Origin of the sequence: Mycobacterium deserti (genome assembly GCF_025345615.1) — a bacterium.
GTDB classification, from domain to species: domain Bacteria; phylum Actinomycetota; class Actinomycetes; order Mycobacteriales; family Mycobacteriaceae; genus Mycobacterium; species Mycobacterium deserti.
The window spans coordinates 143896-158960 of record NZ_JAODWD010000006.1 but is presented as its reverse complement, the minus strand read 5'-3'; the positions used below and the strand labels follow the sequence as shown (position 1 = coordinate 158960).

The following is a 15065-nucleotide window of genomic DNA, read 5'->3' as shown; positions in this document are numbered from 1 at the left end:
AGCCACAGAACTCATCGGCGGGGTTTCAGGTTGCCAGGATGGCCGCGACGGCCCCTGGATCCTTGTAGTAGACGTCGAGCTCGATGATCTTCTCCTGCGAAACCTTGTACAGCTCAACCAAGTTCATCTCCGCAGACCTGCCCGAGGCGAGCGCGGTGAACCGCAGCCTGAACCGGGACACGACGGTGCCGTCGTCCAGGGACGCACGGCTTACGGGGCCGGGCGTGACCTCCAACTTCTCGTACATCGTCGTCAGGAGATCGATGAAGCCCTGCGGACCGTGATACTCGCCGCTGTAGGGCAGGCCCCCGGCCTCGTAAACGACGAGGTCATCGTGCAGTAATGCGCGAGCTTCGTCGAGATTCCCCCCGCTCAGTGCCTCTCCGAACCGGTTGACGACTGCCAGGCTCGCCGCGCTCATGTGAGCTCTTCGAACTGCGAGGCGACCGGTTCGGCACCGGGACTGACGTACTGCGCGATCCGTGGCATGCCCTCGATAAGGCCCAACATCTCCGGTATCGAATCCCTCACCCACTCGGTCTCGCCGTGAGCGGCGACCGCGACCTGGTCTCGGTACACCTCGACGACAACATAGGTGTCGTGCTGGTCGACGCTCTTGGCGAACGCGTAGTACGTCACTCCCGGTTCGTGTTCATTCGACATCGCGGCGACGTTCGTCATCAGGTTTTCGAAGGCGTCAGCATTCTCCGGCGGTACCTGCAGATGGGCGATGAAGGTGATCACCGGCCAGCCTTCGCCGGTTCACCGATGACATGGTGCGAGGTGTTCAGCCGGCTCTGCGCTGATTCAATCGTGCGTCGGACACCTTCGTGAATTGAGACCTTGTTCGGACCGAGGAGTTCGACCATCTTCGTGGTGTCGGCCCAGATCGGCCACGCTTTGCTGTTCTCGGTAAAGACGGGTTCTTTACCGAGCATTTCGCCGGCCATCGTGCAGTACTCCTGCGTCGTCACCGGCTCCGTCCCGCCGATGTTGATCACCTCCGCGCCGACCTTGGCGATACCTGCTGCGGCGATGGTCTTTTCGACGTAGTCGTCCTCGTACAGCGGTGTGTGCACATTGCGGACGCCGGGATAGACGCTCACCGGCTCGCTCCGCATGATCTGATCGATTCGCTGAGTGACGCCGCCGCCGCGCGGCCCGTAGAACGAGAAGATGCGGACGATCACGGTTGGTAGTTCGTAGTCCGCGCTGAGGTGCTTCAACAGGAACTCGGCCGCGATCTTGCTGGCGGCGTAATTCTCCGCTGAGGCATGAAGACCGTAGGCGTCATCCTCGCGTAGCGGCCGTTCGCCCTGGTAGGCGTACAACGATCCGGTGCTGCCGTGCACAAAAGATTCACAATCGCGGTATCGCCGGGCGAGGCGCCCGGTCGCCCCGGCGTTGACCTCGTACGCGTCCCGGTGTGTCGGCGGCAGCACCGCGTAGTTGATGACGACGTCGACCGATTCCGGCAACGCCGACAGGTCGGGGTTTGCGAGGTCGAACGCGATCGGGCGGGCGCCCGCTTGTTCGAGGCTTCGGCTCTGCTCGGGATCTGAAAACCTGGAGACTGCGAAAACCTCGTTGTCCTTCGCGAGTTCGACCGCTACCGGAAACGCGACGACGCCACTGGCTCCGGTGACGAGGACGCGGCGGCCCGAAAATTGTTTCATGTCAACCTCTTCTGCTGGGCCTGATCTTTGATTGGTGATGTGCGGCGGGCCAGCCTGGCCGCGGCTACGCGCAGGCGGGTGGCCAGCGCCCCCGGCACCAGTGGAGTTGCAACGTCCTCGCGGAGCCGGGTCAGCCGCGACGAGGTGATGCGCCATTGGCCGTCGCCCTTGATGTAGGTCTCGTGATAGTGGCCGTAGCCGTGCAGGGTCACCGCCGGAACGAGGCGCACCACATCGTTGAGTGCCCATACGCCCGTAGCGGTGAACGCCGACGTCACGGTGATCTCCGGGGCGTGAACATGGTGCACCGTGACTTGTGAGGGCCTGCCGATCGTTGCGCGAGTGTAGGCGACGAACGCGTCGGCGCCGACGGTCTGCCGGCCGCCCGCGCCGGCGATCTCGCTTTCGAAGTCGTCAGCCAGGAGGTTCCGCCAAGCTGTCCAGTCCTTGGCGTCGAGATATCGGCAGTACCGGGCTTTCAGCTGTTTGATCGCTTCGATGTCCGCCAGCGTTGCGACGTCGACCAGGGTGTCCACCGGAACCGGTCCCGCGGCCTAGGGGGTCCCGCCACTTGCCGTCATCGTGGCGGCACTGTCGGCGTCGTAGCTGCCCATGAACTCCATCGGCACGCCGCCCATGGTGCAGAAGAACAGATCGACGCCCGGCATGTCGCCGAAGAGAACCGTGACATCGTCGGCCATCGCTCGGGCCTTGGTCTGCACGTTGTCGTAGTCGTCGGTCAGGAAGGACAGCGCGGCGAGTCCCTCTGGTGCCGCGCCGCGGAGGTGTTCGGGAACGTCGAGCACCTCGATCAGGCCCGCCTCACCGCTACCGAGCATCGTCACCTGTGCGCCGTCGGACGGCGGCCACCCCAGCGTGGTCTGCAACACCTCACCGGGCACGTGGAACTGGCCCGCAACGTCCATGCCCACAACGTCGGTCAGGAATTGGATGAAGGTGCTCGCAGAATGACTGCGCATGACGACGTGGTGGAGCTGATTCGGCAAAGCGGCCTCCGTGCTGGATGGTGCCGGCCCGACCCGGCGGGCGTTGGCATCAGGCTAAGCGACTGCACAGCGTCCCGTGGTCGTTTGAGATGGACAACGATTCGGCCCATTAAATATGTATGTGCTATGCATATATGTGTGGCGCAGTCCCGCTACGACCAGCTCGACGACCTGCTGACTCGCCTGCACGTCGCGCGGCAGCGCCCGTCCTGGCGACGCCGAATGCTCGATGGTGCCGACCCCGTGGCCAGTGTGTCGACCCTGCGGGTGCTGCGGGCGGTCGAGCAGTGTCAACAGGCCGGCGGCGGGGCATCCGTGTCCGATGTCGCCGAATACCTGGCCGTCGAGCATTCGACCGCCAGCCGGACCGTGGGCGCCGTGGTCGCCGCCGGTCTGCTCACCAAGACCTCCGCCACCGACGATCAGCGCCGGTGCGTGCTGGTACTGACCGACGTGGGCCGCAAAGCGCTTGCGACGGTGACCGGCCGGCGGCGAGAGCTGGTCGCCGAGACCATCGCCGACTGGCCGGATACCGACGTCGACACACTGGTGTCTCTGCTCGACCGACTGACCGAGCGATTCGAACGCGCGGTCCTGGGATGACCGCAGAGGCCACCGCCCCGCCGAAGCCGCGCAGCGCGCTCGGCTTGATGTTCGACCCCGTGTTCGGCGCGCTGTTCTGGGGCAAGATGTTCGCGGTCGTCGCCGTGTGGACGCACGGCATCGTCGCGGCGATCGTGATGTATGACGCGACGCGCTCCGCGCTGATGGTCGGTCTGGTCGGTGTGGCGCAGTTCGGGCCGCAGCTCATCCTGACGCCGACCAGCGGCAAGTGGGCCGACACCGGCAACCCAGTGCGACAGATCCTGCTCGGCAGGGTGTTGTGCGTCGCGGGGTCCGGCTTTGTGGCGGTGTGGCTGTTCGTCGACTCGGGGCTGCAGGGCATGGCCGCGGCGATTCCCATACTCATCGGATCACTGCTCGTCGGCTTCGGCTTCGTTGTCGGCGGGCCGGCGATGCAGTCGATCGTCCCGAATCTCATTCGCGACGGCGAACTCTCGACGGCCATGGCGCTCAACAGCATGCCGATGACTGTCGGGCGCATCGTCGGGCCGGCTTCGGGTGCTTATCTGGCCGCCCACCTCGGCTCGGCGTCCGGTTTCGCCGTCAGCGCCGCCCTGCACCTGGTGTTCACGATCTTCGTTGTCGTGGTGCGTTTCCCGTCGCCGCCCGTGCGTCGCTCCGGTGCCGACTACCGGGTGCGCACTGCGGTCAGGTACGTGTGGCGGGACCGCCCGCTGCTGTTGGCACTGATCGCGGTGACGACGGTCGGTATCGCGTCGGATCCGTCGATCACGCTGACGCCGTCGATGGCCGATCAACTCGGCGGGGGCACCCACCTGGTCGGCATCCTCTCGGCGTCCTTCGGCATCGGTGCGGCGGTCGGAATGGCGGTGCTTGCGATGATGGGCGGCCGCATGGCCTCCCACCGGGTGTCGTCCATCGGGCTTTGCGGAATGGCGTTGGGCTGCGTCGTCCTGGCGATCGGCACCGTGCCCGCCGTGGCGCTCATCGGTTTCGCGTTGACGGGTCTGGGCTTCGGCTGGGCGATGACGGGGCTCGCCACCGTGGTGCAGGAACGCGCGCCCGAGGAGTTGCGCGGCCGGATCATGGCGCTGTGGTTGGTCGGGTTCGTCGGCTCGCGCCCGATCGCGGCGGCGCTGCTCGGCGGAACGGCGGATCTGGTCAGCGTGCAGGCGGCGTTCGCGGTGGCCGCAGCGCTCAGCCTTGTGGTGGCGCTGTGGTGCCGCCCGTCGAATCTGGTGGGGCCGCTGCCGCAGGGCGTCTAGGCTTCGGGCGCGAAAGCTGCCTGGAAGAACGCGAGTTCGAGCCGCATGGCCCTGCGGTACGCAGTGCGCACCGCAGGAGTGTCCTCAGCCCGGTCGTCGAGGAGCTGCTCCAGCAGACGCGCTATCGATTCGAACTCCGGGTCGGCGTACGTCTGAACCCATTGGGCGTACGGACCTGCCGTCGATGGGTCGAGTGAGGCGCCGAGCCACGCGTACAGCCGCATACACGGGGTCATCGCCGCGTAGGTGACGCTGAGGTCCTGAGTGGACGCGCACGCGAGCAGGAATTCGGTGTACGCCAATGCCGCGGGCCAGGGCGCGACCCCGGCCATGTCGATGCCCCAGTCGCGCGCGTAGGACTCGTGCAAGCCGAGTTCTTGCCGCACGCCGGCGAGCAGATCGGCCAGGGTCAGCAGCGTCGTGGTGTCCGGGCTGCGCGTCAACGCGAATGCATAGGCGCGAGCGAAGGATTCGAGGAAGAAGGCGTCCTGGGCGACATACCCGGCGAAGAGTTCCTTCGGCAGCGAGCCGTCGCCGATTCCGCAGACGAAGGGGTGCGCGAGCACTTCGGCAGCCACGTCGCTGTTGTCCGACCACAACCGAGCGGACAGAGTCATAGCGCGATTGCCTCCCGTCTGTCGTCGTCGCCTCGAACGGCATCAAACCTACCGTTTCTCGATCGTTATTCAGGTTTGTCTCAGTTGTCACACGGGTAACACGAGTAACAGTGGAGGCGTGGCTCGCCACACGGCAAAAATCGAAGAAAGAGTGGAATGGAACATACGGATGAACACAGTTCTCTACTTCACCCCGAACGGAATCGCTTATGAGACCCGCGCCTACACCAAGGCCGACATCGACCAGCTGATCCAGAACCAAGGGCTTCACTGCTTGACCAGCGCCGACCGGCAGTTCGACTTCTGGTTTGCCGCGTCGACACGTCGGTGCCAACGGCGCATCAACCGCGTCGCCACCGAATTACTGCTGTCGACAACCAATTTCACCCCTAAGAGCGTTCCGCTCCTTCACGGCTGCGTTGTCGTGGCCACCCATGACGCCGACGGCGATCTCGACGGGCTCAGCTGGCAACAACTCGACCTTCTCGCGCACAAGGGCCGTGCGCTGACCAAGCGTGAAGAGCGTGTGCTCAACCGTCGGATCGACCGCGAAGAACGGCGCCAGCGCCGCGAGGCCACGGCGCCTGCGGCCGCGCCCGCCGGCCGTGCGACGCGCGCATCCGTGTAGACGGTTGCCCGCTCAGAGCCGTCCCTTGAGGATCAGGTGCCAATACATCTGCGGTAATGCGTAGCGGTCGAAGGCCCACGCAGTGGCGCGGGGCTTCGTCGAATCGATGAACGAGGGCAACGACGACTGGATGGCGCCGGCGCGGTCGAATTCACCTGCGATGAGGCGACGCCGGTCGGTTGTCACGGGCGCGACGGTATAGCCGTCGTATGCGCTCATCGGTTGGCCGCGACGCGCGGCCAACAGGTTGTCCACCAGGATCTTGACCTGCCGCCGCAACGCTCCGCCGGAGGGATCGGTGTCGATGGCGGCACCATCCCCCGCGGCCCAGATGCTCGGGTGAGCGCGATGCCGCAGCGTGGTCGGGTCGACGTCGATGAGACCGTGCGCGTTCGCGCCGGTGAGTCCCGACGCCTCCAGCCAGTGCGGGCCGCGAAACGGCGGAACGAGGTGCAGCAGGTCATAGGGCAGCTGCTCGATGGCGTCGCCGTTGGCGACCGTGATCGCCTGATCTTCGGGTTTGAGCGCATCGACCCGGGCGTTGTACAACACCCGAACGTCGAGTTCGCGTAATCGTTCTGAGAGTCGTCCGTCCAACCCCGGCACACCGAGCAGGTGCGGTCGGTCGATGACGAGTGTGATGTCGATGTCGTTGCGGCGCCCCGCCCGTTTCCAGCATCCCGCCGCGAGGAACAGCGGCTTGATGGTCGTGCCGGTGCAGCTGACCGGCGCGCGGGGAACCGTGAAGACGGCGTGGCCCCGGCGCATCGCCTCCACGAGACGCCATGTCTTCTCGGCGTGGTCGAGGTAGTTGCTCGCGACCGCCGGTGTACGCAAAGCGTCGTGGACGCCGGGCAGCTCATCGGTGTCGGGCACCAGTCCCGTGCCGATGACGAGATCGTCGTAGCGGTAGCGAGCCCCCGACCCGCATTCGACTGTTGCCTGGTCGGCGTCGACGGCGACTGCCGAGTCGTGGATCCAGGTGCACCCGCCGGGGATCACCGAGCGTTGGGTGCGTTCCGCGCTGCGCAGGCTGGCCTCGCCGCCACCGACGTAGGACAGCAGGGGCCGATAGGTGTGCACGGTCTGCGGTTCGATGACAGTGACGCGCTTGACACCCTTGCGGAGCAACCTGGCCGCTGCGCTCACTCCGGCGTTGCCGCCGCCGATGATCAGGACGTCGAAGTGTCGGTCGTCGGCAGCACTCATTTCCCGGCGTTACCCCGCTTCGGTGGGAGGTAAGCGGATCCGGCGGCCTCCTGTCACGGGATGTCACGAATGGCGAAGCGTGGCCGCTCGCAGCGTGAGGTGGTTGCGCTCGGCGAGGCTGTGCGCCTGCGCCGCGGCCTGCGCGTACAGCTGCGCCGCGGTGGCGAGATCGCCCGCCTTCTCGTGGAGATAAGCGGACGATGCGGTGTAGCGCGGCAGAGCCGGGTCGAGTTCGGCGAGCGCCGCGAGTCCTGCCCGCGGTCCGTCGGCTTCGCCGAGGGCGACGGCGCGGTTGAGCCGCACGACGGGGCTGCCGGTGAGCCGGACCAATTCGTCGTACCACTCGACGATCTGCACCCAATCGGTGTCGTCGGCGGTCTGCGCGTCGGCGTGCAGCGCGGCGATCGCGGCCTGGGCCTGGTACTCGCCGAGCCGGTCGCGGCCCAGCGCGGCCTGGAGCACCGCAACGCCCTCGACGATCAGATCGGTGCGCCACAGGCTGCGGTCCTGCTCGGCCAGCGGCACGAGGCTCCCGTCGGCACGCGTGCGGGCCGGGCGTCGCGCGTGGTGCAACAGGAACAGCGCGAGCAGTCCGGCGACCTCCTCGTCGGGGGTCATCGCGGCGAGCTGCCGGGCCAGCCGGATGGCCTCCTCAGCGAGGTCTGCGATATTCGGGTCGCCGCTGTAGCCCTCGTTGAACACGAGGTACAGCACTTTCAGGACGGTACTCAGATCGCCGGGGCTGTCGAGTCGCGCGTCGCTGACCGCGCGTTTGGCGCGGCTGATCCGTTGCGCCATGGTCGATTCGGGCACCAAATAGGCCTGCGCGATCTGCTTGGTCGTCAACCCACCGACGGCCCGCAGTGTCAGCGCGACCGCCGACGCCGAGGAGAGCGTCGGGTGCGCGCACAGGAAGTACAGCTGCAGCGTGTCGTCGACGGACGCGGCGGGTCCCGGTGGCGGTTCGTCGGACACGAGTTGTTCGCGGCGGTGCCGGGCGACGTCGGACCGCGCGAGATCGACGAAGCGCCGCCACGCCGTGGTGATCAGCCAACCCTTGGGGTCGTTCGGCTGGCCGTTCGGCCAGGTCTCGACCGCTTTGACCAGCGCCTCCTGGACGGCGTCTTCGGCGGTCGCGAAGTCGGCCCCGCGGTGGACGAGGGCCGCCAGCACGCCAGGGATCAGGCTCCTCAGCTGCGTCTCGTCCACCACGGCGTGCTTCATCATTCGTGAATGGTGTCCGAAGCGCCCATCAGCGGCCGCACCTCGAGCCACTCGTGGATCGGCCGCCCGCCCGCACCGGGTGCCGCGGACAATTCGCCGGCCAGTTCCAGGGCGCGTTCGTGGGAGTCGACGTCGACGATCATGAAGCCCGCGATCAGGTCCTTCGTCTCGGCGAAGGGCCCGTCGGTCACGGGCGGCTTCCCCTCGCCGCCGTAGCGGACCCACGCGCCTTCGGACGCCAGTGCGTGGCTGGTGACGAACTCGCCGCTGTCTCTGAGGCGGTCCGCGAAGTCCTCCATGTACTGCATGTGTGCCTCGATCTCGGCCGGCGTCCACTGATCCATCGGCACGTCGTTGACCGATGCCGGCGCGCCCCGGTAGTGCTTGAGGAACAGGTACTTGGCCATGGGGTTCTCCCTTCGCAATTGGCGACCCTAGTTGGTCACTCATACCTGGGACGGAGCCGTCACGACGTTCTCGACATCAGCCTCGGCCGAAATACAACTCCTGGGTCGCGATACACACCAGCTGGCCGGCCCGGTTGTACATCGTCGACGTCGTCAGCCCCCGCCCGCCGATGCCGGTGGGCGAAACCTGATCCGAGAGCACCCAATCCGACAGGTCGACGGGCCGGTGAAACCACAGGGCATGGTCGATGAGGGCATTGAACGTGCTGACGGGCGTCGCGTGGCGGCGCGCGAGCGCCACCTCGACCATCGTCGTGCCCGACAAGTAGGTCAGCAGACAATCGTTGAGAACGTCATCGGCGGGTACCGAACCGTTGGGCCGCCACCACATTCGCATCCGCGGCGGGGGCTCGGGCAAGTCGAGGGCCACCCGCGGTGGCGCGTCGACGTAGCGGAGGTCGAATGGCTGCGGCCGAACCCAGTGCCCGCCGAGTTCGTCGGCGTAGTCGGCCAACTGCTCCTGAACCGGCGGAAGCGATTCCGGTGCAGGCACATCGGGCATCACCTGCTGGTAGTCGAGCGAATCCAGCGGAGCGCTGAAGGACGCAAGCGCTTCGAGCAGGATCTGGTCGTCCTGGCGCGCCGTGATCTTGCGCGTGGACAGCGTGCCGCCGTCGCGCGCCACGTCGACGAGGAAGTCGACCGGACGGCGGGCATCGCCGGCGCGCACGTAGTAGACGTGCACGCTGTGCGGTGAGCGGCCGGGTGCGGTCAGGCTCGCGGCCATGAGCGCCTGGCCGGCGATGTGACCGCCGACAATGTGGTGGGCCGGGTTGTCGAGTTGGTCGGCGACGAAGTGGTTCTCGTCGACCCGCTCGACCTGCAGGGTGGCGATGAGGTCGGCCAGGGTCGGGGATCGGTAGGTCACCAGGGCATCATGCCGTGCCGGCAGGTTCGGGGATTATCGCGGCTTCGGTACGGGTATGGACCTGGCAGCGCCGTTACGAATTGCAAGCCATGTGTCACGGCGCATCAACGACTCTGATGTGAAGGAAGGCGTGTGATGACCACTCCGGAGCCCGACAAGGAAACCGAAGAAGTATTGACTACCCCCGCGACGCCGGGAGCCCAGGCCCTCCCGACCGAAGGCGAAGAGGACGGTTCGCCGCAATAATGTTCGGTTGAATGGGAGTCATGACCAACGACGCCCCATCGCTGACCGCCGAGGATCTCGAGTTTCTCCGACGGCCGCTCTACGGATTCGTGTCCGTGGCCGACAGCCCTCGCCCACCTCAACCGCGTCCGGTGTGGTTCGAGACCACCGACGAGGGCACGGTTCAGTTCTTCACGGGCCCGGACACCGCGAAGGTGCGGCGCCTTTCAAGTGATCCGCGCGCCTCGGTCGTCGTCGCGGCTCCCGTCGGTGAGCGTGAGCGGTGGGTGTCGGTCGCCGGCCGCGCAGAAGTGGAACCCAACGGCGCGCATGACCTGTGCAGGCGTCTTGCCGCTCGCTACTGGGATCTCGACGACCCGGCCCGCGCCGATGACCTCGCCGAGCTGCTGGTCCAGGATTGGGTTCGCGTCGTCATTCACCCGGACAAGGTCAGTCGGTACATGATGTGACCATGCCCACCGCGTTCCGGTATCCGGCGGTCAACGCGCGCCGCACCCGCCTTCGCGGTCTGGCGAAGCGCCTCACCGGCGTCGACCTCTTCCCCTCCGACGAGGTCGCACGGGCATTCATCAACGGACTCAACCAGGGCGACCCCGTGGCGGAGCGGTTCGTCGCCGAGACGTACCACGGGAAGGTCGGCGCCCGGAAGGCTCGCGATCTCGTCGAGAGGGCGCAGCGCGAAGGCATCGACAACGTTCCCCAAGCCCCCGCGTCCATGCGCGCGCTCTTCGACGAATTCGAGCAGCTCCCGAACTGGGTGCAGCCAGAACTCGTCGAGGAAGGCGCCGCCGTCTGGCGTCGCTGGGCGTACGCGCTCGGGGCGCTCGGCAATGCCGGCACCAACGACACCTACACCGAGGGCTGGCTCGCGGTGCCGCTGTCATTGTCCGGTGGGTACGCCGGCCAGCGGGCGTTGCACCGTTACCTCGAGACCTCACGCTGGTGGATCGAAGTGTGCCGCCCGGGAGCCATCCTGACTCCGGGATCGTTGGGCCGCAACATCTCTCTGCACGTGCGGATCATGCACGTCAGTGTTCGGGACAGGGTCAAGCGGCATCCCGAATGGGATGCGCAGCGATGGGGTCTGCCGATCAGCCAGTCCGCCATGCTGCTGACTCTGCTCGGCGGCAGCGTCGCCCCCGCGTTCGGCCTGTTCCTCCTCGGGCATGTCACCTCACCACGTGAGATGAGCGCGGTGCTGCACTTCAACCGCTACTGCGGCCATTTGGTGGGCGTTCGATGCGACGGATACTTCCCCGAGACCGTAGCCGACGCCTGGCGCATCTTGTTCATGGCCGACGCCGCGCGCAGTTACGACAGTGCGGAGAGCGGCACCGAGTTGGTCGAGTCCTTTGTGTCCGCGTTCGCTCCGGCGCCCACGCATCGTGGCCTTGCTCGCGTGCGGGCGGAGTACCACTACCGCGTGCAGGCCGGCTATCTCGGCCTGTACATGTTGCCGTGGAACCGCCGCCGCTACCGGTTGCCGTCCGCCCTGCCAGGAATCGCTCTGTTGCTCTTGCGGTCTCCGTTCATCCTCGCAATGGAGGCGGCGCGTCGTGTCTCGCCGCGGGTCGACCGCCGATGGCAGCGGACCAACGTCAAGCGGTGGGAAGACTGGCTGCAGTGGCAGTCGGCCGGCAAGGCAGCGTCGTTCGAAGCCGCTGTGCCGCTTAGGCGTTGACGTTCAGCGGGCGCTGAACTGATCAGCCCACGTAGTCGTTTCGCTGACCGGCCGTCGATCGACAGGCGCGGGCGGGTCGTCATCTGAAGCAGGCACGCCGACGCGGATCAGCGTCTGCGGGTAGGCCTCACCGTCGAACACCTCGCACGCCAAGGCGAGACGACTGCGCATGTCGTTCAGCGGCTCCGTCAGGGGACACGTCGCGAACCCCATCGCGGTGGCCGAAAGGACCACGTGACTCAGCGCTTCGCCGGCCCGCATGCGCATCGAGTCGTCATCTCGTTTCGTGCTCAACACGAGCATCACCGCACCGTCATCCGAACCGCGCGCGTGGTCACCAGCTCGCTCGGAATACCGAAGCGCGACGTCACCGCCGTCGCTTCGATACCAGCGAAGGCGCGGCACGACCGCCAGTTCGACCTGCATCCGCGCCGCACGAATGTGCAGCAATTCCAGGGTGCCCGCCGGAATAGGCTGCGCGCCGTACCGCCGACGGTCGGCTCGGCGACGCGGGATTGCCCCAGCCAGTTCGAGATCGGGTTCGCGGGATGGCCCTTCGATCACCTCCATTATCGCCCGGTGGCTGTCATCGTCCGGATCCGGGAATCGACGAATGCGCGGGCACCAGCCATTCGCAGCGAGCGCAACGGCACAGTGATCGAGGACGGCCCCGCATCCAAGGAGCACGTCGCGCCGGTCATCGAGCGAGTCACCGGCCCGGCGACGCCAGTCGGCGTAGAGGTGCACACCGCCGCCATCGACCCGCCATCGCCACGGCTGCAGATTTCGCCGCGAAGGAGCGCGTGCAGCCGTATCGAGGGCCGTCTCAAGCGTGTCCCTACGGGGGAACCGAGCGGCCAGCCGTCTCACCCCCGTCCACCCGATGATCGCCCGGACCGCGCACCAGCGGTCGGACACCTACCCGACGGCCGGCGGAGTCCCCCAGACGTCCACCACTTCACCGACTTTGCGCAACATCACATACCGATAACCCATGCTATCGGCCTTGCCCGACCATTCCGAGAAAGCCGCCCTTGCGCCCTGCTCGTCACCCTCGAAGACGGTGGTCGGCACCGGCGGCACCCCCGTGTTACCTCGATCATCCACCTCACCGATCTGAACACGCCACAACTCGTCTGTCACAGTCAACCTTCGCTTCAGACCGTGAGGCCGTCGGCGACCCGTGGCACCCGGTCGACGCCGGCGCCGTCGAGCACCATTGCCGCCACCCGATCCCGGTGCTGTTCGGCGCTGCCCAACAGCACCGCGTTCGTCGCGGCCCGCTTGTAATACAGGTGCGCCTGATGCTCCCACGTGAAGCCGATTCCGCCGTGCACCTGGATGGTGTCGGTGGCGACATGGGTCAGGGCGGCTGAGCACACTGCCTGCGCGATGCTCGTCGCCAACGCCGGATCATCGGACCCGTCGGTGAGCGCCCAGATTGCGTGATAGGCGGTCGATCTCGCGTGTTCGACATCGACCAGCAGATCCGCGAGCCGGTGCTTGACCGCCTGGAACGAGCCGATCGGCCGGCCGAACTGAAGCCGAGTCTTCGCGTACCCGACCGAAAGGTCGAGCAGATGCTGCGCGGCGCCGACCTGCTCGACGGCCAGCAACGCCGAGCCGATCTGCAGGGCGTGGTCGAGTACTCGAGCGGTTTCCCCGGGGTCGGCTATCACACGTGCGCGGGCGTCGGACAGCGTGACGTTCGCCTCGGGACGGGTCAGATCGAGCGTGGCCAACGGCGCGCGCTGCACTTCGTCCGCGGCGGTGTCGACCGCGTACAGGGCGATGCCGTCAGAGCCTCGTGCGGCGACGAGTAGGACATCGGCATTGCCGCCATCGACGACCTGAGTCACCGTGCCCGACAAAGCATCTCCGGATGCGGTCACGGTGACCGCATCCGGGTCGAAGACTCCGGCCCTGTCGATGACTGCGACAGCGGCCGTGCGGCGGCCCTCGATGAGCTCGCCGAGTAGCTCGTCGCGCGCAGGGCCGGACGGCGCGGCCACGAGTGCGGGGATCGCGAGATACACCGTGCCGAACAACGGCCCGCACGCCAGCCGTGCCCCGAGCTCCTCGATGGCGACAGCCTGATCGACCAGTGTGCCGCCGACACCGCCGTCGGCTTCGGGTACCGAAAGGCCGAGCACACCGAGCTCGCCGCCGAGGCGCGCCCAGACCTTCGGGTCGAACGGCGGGTCGGACTCCATGAACCGGCGCACCCTGTCCTCGGCGAAGTGCTCGGCGCTGAACTTGCGCACTGCATCGCGCAATTGGGCCTGCTCGTCAGTGAACTTGTACTCAGCCTGATATTCGGGCTGATCCGTCAGCTTCTCAGCCACGCGGGATCTCCTTCCATGGCATGCCCGCATCGGCACGCAGATCGCCTGGCAGCCCGAGTATGCGTTCGCCGAGGATGTTGCGCATCACCTCGGATGTGCCGCCTTCGATGGTGTTGGCGCGACTGCGCAGGAACCGCTGCTGGATAGGACCCTGCCAGTCGCTGTGCTTCCTGGCGTCGATGTCGGCGCCGCCCTGCTCGTACCCGTGGTACAGAAGCCCCTCTGGCCCAAGGAAATCCATGCACCACTGGTAGATGTGCTGGTTCAGTTCGGCTCCGACCAGCTTGCCGATCGACCCTTCCGGGCCCGGACCCCCGACTGTGGCGGCGGCCCGTGAGCGATCCGAGGTCAGCCGCTGCGCCTCCGAGCGCAGCCACAACTGGGTCAACCGGTCGCGCAGCACCGGCGTCTGACGCTCCGGCCGCGACGCCCACAGCCCGGTGGCATCGGCGATGGTGCCCGCCCCACGGCGGCTGCCGCTCCCGCCGAGCGCGGTGCGCTCGTTCATGAGCGTCGTCATCGCGACGTTCCAACCGTTGCCGACGTCGCCGAGGCGGTGCTTGTCGGGGATGCGCGCGTCGGTGAAATAGACCTCGTTGAATTCGGCCTGTCCGGTGATCTGACGAAGTGGTCGAGTCTCGACGCCGTCTCCGTGCATGTCGATGACGAAATAGGTCAGGCCCTTGTGCTTGGGCACGTCCGGGTTGGTGCGCGCCAACAGCAGGCCCCAGCGGGCCCGATGGGCCAGGCTCGTCCACACCTTCTGGCCGTTGATCACCCAATCGTCGCCGTCGCGCACCGCGGAGGTGGCCAGCCCGGCGAGGTCGGAGCCGGCGCCGGGCTCGGAGAACAGCTGGCACCACAGATCTTCGGTGGTTGCCAGCGGCCGCAGCCACTGCCGCTTCACGTCGTCGGACAGCGCGTGCTCACGGATGGTCGGTGCGGCCATGCCGTAACCCATCGGGTTCAGGCCGAGCGGTACCGGTCCACCTGCGCCCTGCAGGACAAGGTCCGCGACATACTGCAGGCCGCGGGACACCCCGAGCCCGCCGAGGCCCTCGGGGAAGTGAACCCAAGACAGGCCGGCGTCATAACAGGCACCGAGGAATTCGGTGACGGGCACTTGTTTGGGGTCGTGCTCGGCGACGACTCCGCGCGCCAGTTCGGCGACCCGTTCGGCCTCAGCGTCATTGCTCATATCAGCCACCATAGGAACTCGACACCCGTCGAGAAACACCGGGGATCTC

At 66.9% G+C, this 15065-nt stretch carries 19 protein-coding genes; 5 read left to right on the top strand and 14 right to left on the bottom strand.

Going from position 1 to position 15065, the window contains the following annotated elements:
- Positions 1-25: 25 nt before the first annotated feature.
- Genes N4S67_RS23495 through N4S67_RS23475 form a run of 5 tightly spaced genes read right to left on the bottom strand, consistent with a single transcriptional unit; the run spans position 26 to position 2683 of the window.
- The gene (locus tag N4S67_RS23495; protein ID WP_260995446.1) at positions 26-421 is read right to left on the bottom strand and encodes a nuclear transport factor 2 family protein; all 396 of its coding nucleotides are present in this window, start codon (positions 419-421) and stop codon (positions 26-28) included.
- Positions 418-744, bottom strand: a complete 327-nt coding sequence (locus N4S67_RS23490) for a putative quinol monooxygenase (RefSeq protein ID WP_260995445.1) — start codon at positions 742-744, stop codon at positions 418-420. Before N4S67_RS23490 ends, N4S67_RS23495 begins: the two co-directional genes overlap by 4 nt.
- A complete protein-coding gene (locus N4S67_RS23485; protein WP_260995444.1) occupies positions 741-1676 on the bottom strand; it encodes an NAD-dependent epimerase/dehydratase family protein in 936 nt (311 codons plus the stop codon). The genes N4S67_RS23490 and N4S67_RS23485 overlap by 4 nt, the downstream gene beginning before the upstream one ends.
- Positions 1673-2203 (bottom strand): nuclear transport factor 2 family protein, encoded by a 531-nt coding sequence (locus N4S67_RS23480; RefSeq protein ID WP_260995800.1) that lies wholly within the window; start codon positions 2201-2203, stop codon positions 1673-1675. The genes N4S67_RS23485 and N4S67_RS23480 overlap by 4 nt, the downstream gene beginning before the upstream one ends.
- 27 nt (positions 2204-2230) lie before the next feature.
- The gene (locus N4S67_RS23475) at positions 2231-2683 is read right to left on the bottom strand and encodes a VOC family protein (RefSeq protein WP_390893496.1); all 453 of its coding nucleotides are present in this window, start codon (positions 2681-2683) and stop codon (positions 2231-2233) included.
- Positions 2684-2809: 126 nt separating this feature from the next.
- Between N4S67_RS23475 and N4S67_RS23470 the strand changes: the two genes are divergently transcribed.
- Together N4S67_RS23470 and N4S67_RS23465 are read left to right on the top strand one after the other, a co-directional pair.
- Positions 2810-3286, top strand: a complete 477-nt coding sequence (locus N4S67_RS23470) for a MarR family winged helix-turn-helix transcriptional regulator (protein WP_260995442.1) — start codon at positions 2810-2812, stop codon at positions 3284-3286.
- A complete protein-coding gene (locus N4S67_RS23465; RefSeq protein WP_260995441.1) occupies positions 3283-4533 on the top strand; it encodes an MFS transporter in 1251 nt (416 codons plus the stop codon). The genes N4S67_RS23470 and N4S67_RS23465 overlap by 4 nt, the downstream gene beginning before the upstream one ends.
- Here the strand turns inward: N4S67_RS23465 and N4S67_RS23460 are convergent.
- Entirely contained in the window at positions 4530-5150 is a 621-nt protein-coding gene (locus N4S67_RS23460; RefSeq protein WP_260995440.1) for a TenA family protein, read from the bottom strand. The genes N4S67_RS23465 and N4S67_RS23460 overlap by 4 nt on opposite strands.
- Positions 5151-5319: 169 nt before the next feature.
- Between N4S67_RS23460 and N4S67_RS23455 the strand changes: the two genes are divergently transcribed.
- Positions 5320-5778, top strand: coding sequence for a hypothetical protein (locus tag N4S67_RS23455; RefSeq protein ID WP_260995439.1), 459 nt, complete (start codon positions 5320-5322; stop codon positions 5776-5778).
- A gap of 12 nt (positions 5779-5790) precedes the next feature.
- On the opposite strand, the gene N4S67_RS23450 is transcribed toward N4S67_RS23455, so the two are convergent.
- The 4 genes from N4S67_RS23450 to N4S67_RS23435 all read right to left on the bottom strand — a co-directional run bounded on the left by N4S67_RS23450 (position 5791) and on the right by N4S67_RS23435 (position 9546).
- Entirely contained in the window at positions 5791-6987 is a 1197-nt protein-coding gene (locus tag N4S67_RS23450; protein ID WP_260995438.1) for an NAD(P)/FAD-dependent oxidoreductase, read from the bottom strand.
- A gap of 63 nt (positions 6988-7050) precedes the next feature.
- Positions 7051-8211, bottom strand: coding sequence for an RNA polymerase sigma factor (locus tag N4S67_RS23445; protein ID WP_260995799.1), 1161 nt, complete (start codon positions 8209-8211; stop codon positions 7051-7053).
- On the bottom strand, positions 8211-8618 hold the full coding sequence (locus N4S67_RS23440) for a YciI family protein (RefSeq protein WP_260995437.1): 408 nt from the start codon (positions 8616-8618) through the stop codon (positions 8211-8213). The genes N4S67_RS23445 and N4S67_RS23440 overlap by 1 nt, the downstream gene beginning before the upstream one ends.
- A 76-nt stretch (positions 8619-8694) precedes the next feature.
- Positions 8695-9546 (bottom strand): acyl-CoA thioesterase, encoded by an 852-nt coding sequence (locus N4S67_RS23435; RefSeq protein WP_260995436.1) that lies wholly within the window; start codon positions 9544-9546, stop codon positions 8695-8697.
- Positions 9547-9803: 257 nt separating this feature from the next.
- On the opposite strand from N4S67_RS23435, the gene N4S67_RS23430 reads away from it, so the two are divergent.
- A complete protein-coding gene (locus N4S67_RS23430; protein WP_390893495.1) occupies positions 9804-10241 on the top strand; it encodes a pyridoxamine 5'-phosphate oxidase family protein in 438 nt (145 codons plus the stop codon).
- Positions 10242-10243: 2 nt separating this feature from the next.
- The gene (locus N4S67_RS23425) at positions 10244-11473 is read left to right on the top strand and encodes an oxygenase MpaB family protein (protein WP_260995434.1); all 1230 of its coding nucleotides are present in this window, start codon (positions 10244-10246) and stop codon (positions 11471-11473) included.
- A 3-nt stretch (positions 11474-11476) separates the two neighbouring features.
- Here N4S67_RS23425 and N4S67_RS23420 read toward each other — a convergent pair whose 3' ends face one another.
- Genes N4S67_RS23420 through N4S67_RS23405 form a run of 4 tightly spaced genes read right to left on the bottom strand, consistent with a single transcriptional unit; the run spans position 11477 to position 15016 of the window.
- Positions 11477-12391 (bottom strand): nitroreductase, encoded by a 915-nt coding sequence (locus N4S67_RS23420; protein ID WP_313959982.1) that lies wholly within the window; start codon positions 12389-12391, stop codon positions 11477-11479.
- Positions 12392-12616 carry a hypothetical protein gene (locus N4S67_RS23415; protein WP_260995433.1) on the bottom strand — a complete coding sequence of 75 codons (225 nt, stop codon included), beginning with the start codon at positions 12614-12616 and terminating at the stop codon, positions 12392-12394.
- A gap of 14 nt (positions 12617-12630) precedes the next feature.
- A complete protein-coding gene (locus tag N4S67_RS23410) occupies positions 12631-13848 on the bottom strand; it encodes an acyl-CoA dehydrogenase family protein (RefSeq protein ID WP_390893518.1) in 1218 nt (405 codons plus the stop codon).
- Positions 13811-15016 (bottom strand): acyl-CoA dehydrogenase family protein, encoded by a 1206-nt coding sequence (locus tag N4S67_RS23405; RefSeq protein ID WP_260995431.1) that lies wholly within the window; start codon positions 15014-15016, stop codon positions 13811-13813. Before N4S67_RS23405 ends, N4S67_RS23410 begins: the two co-directional genes overlap by 38 nt.
- Positions 15017-15065 lie beyond the last annotated feature (49 nt).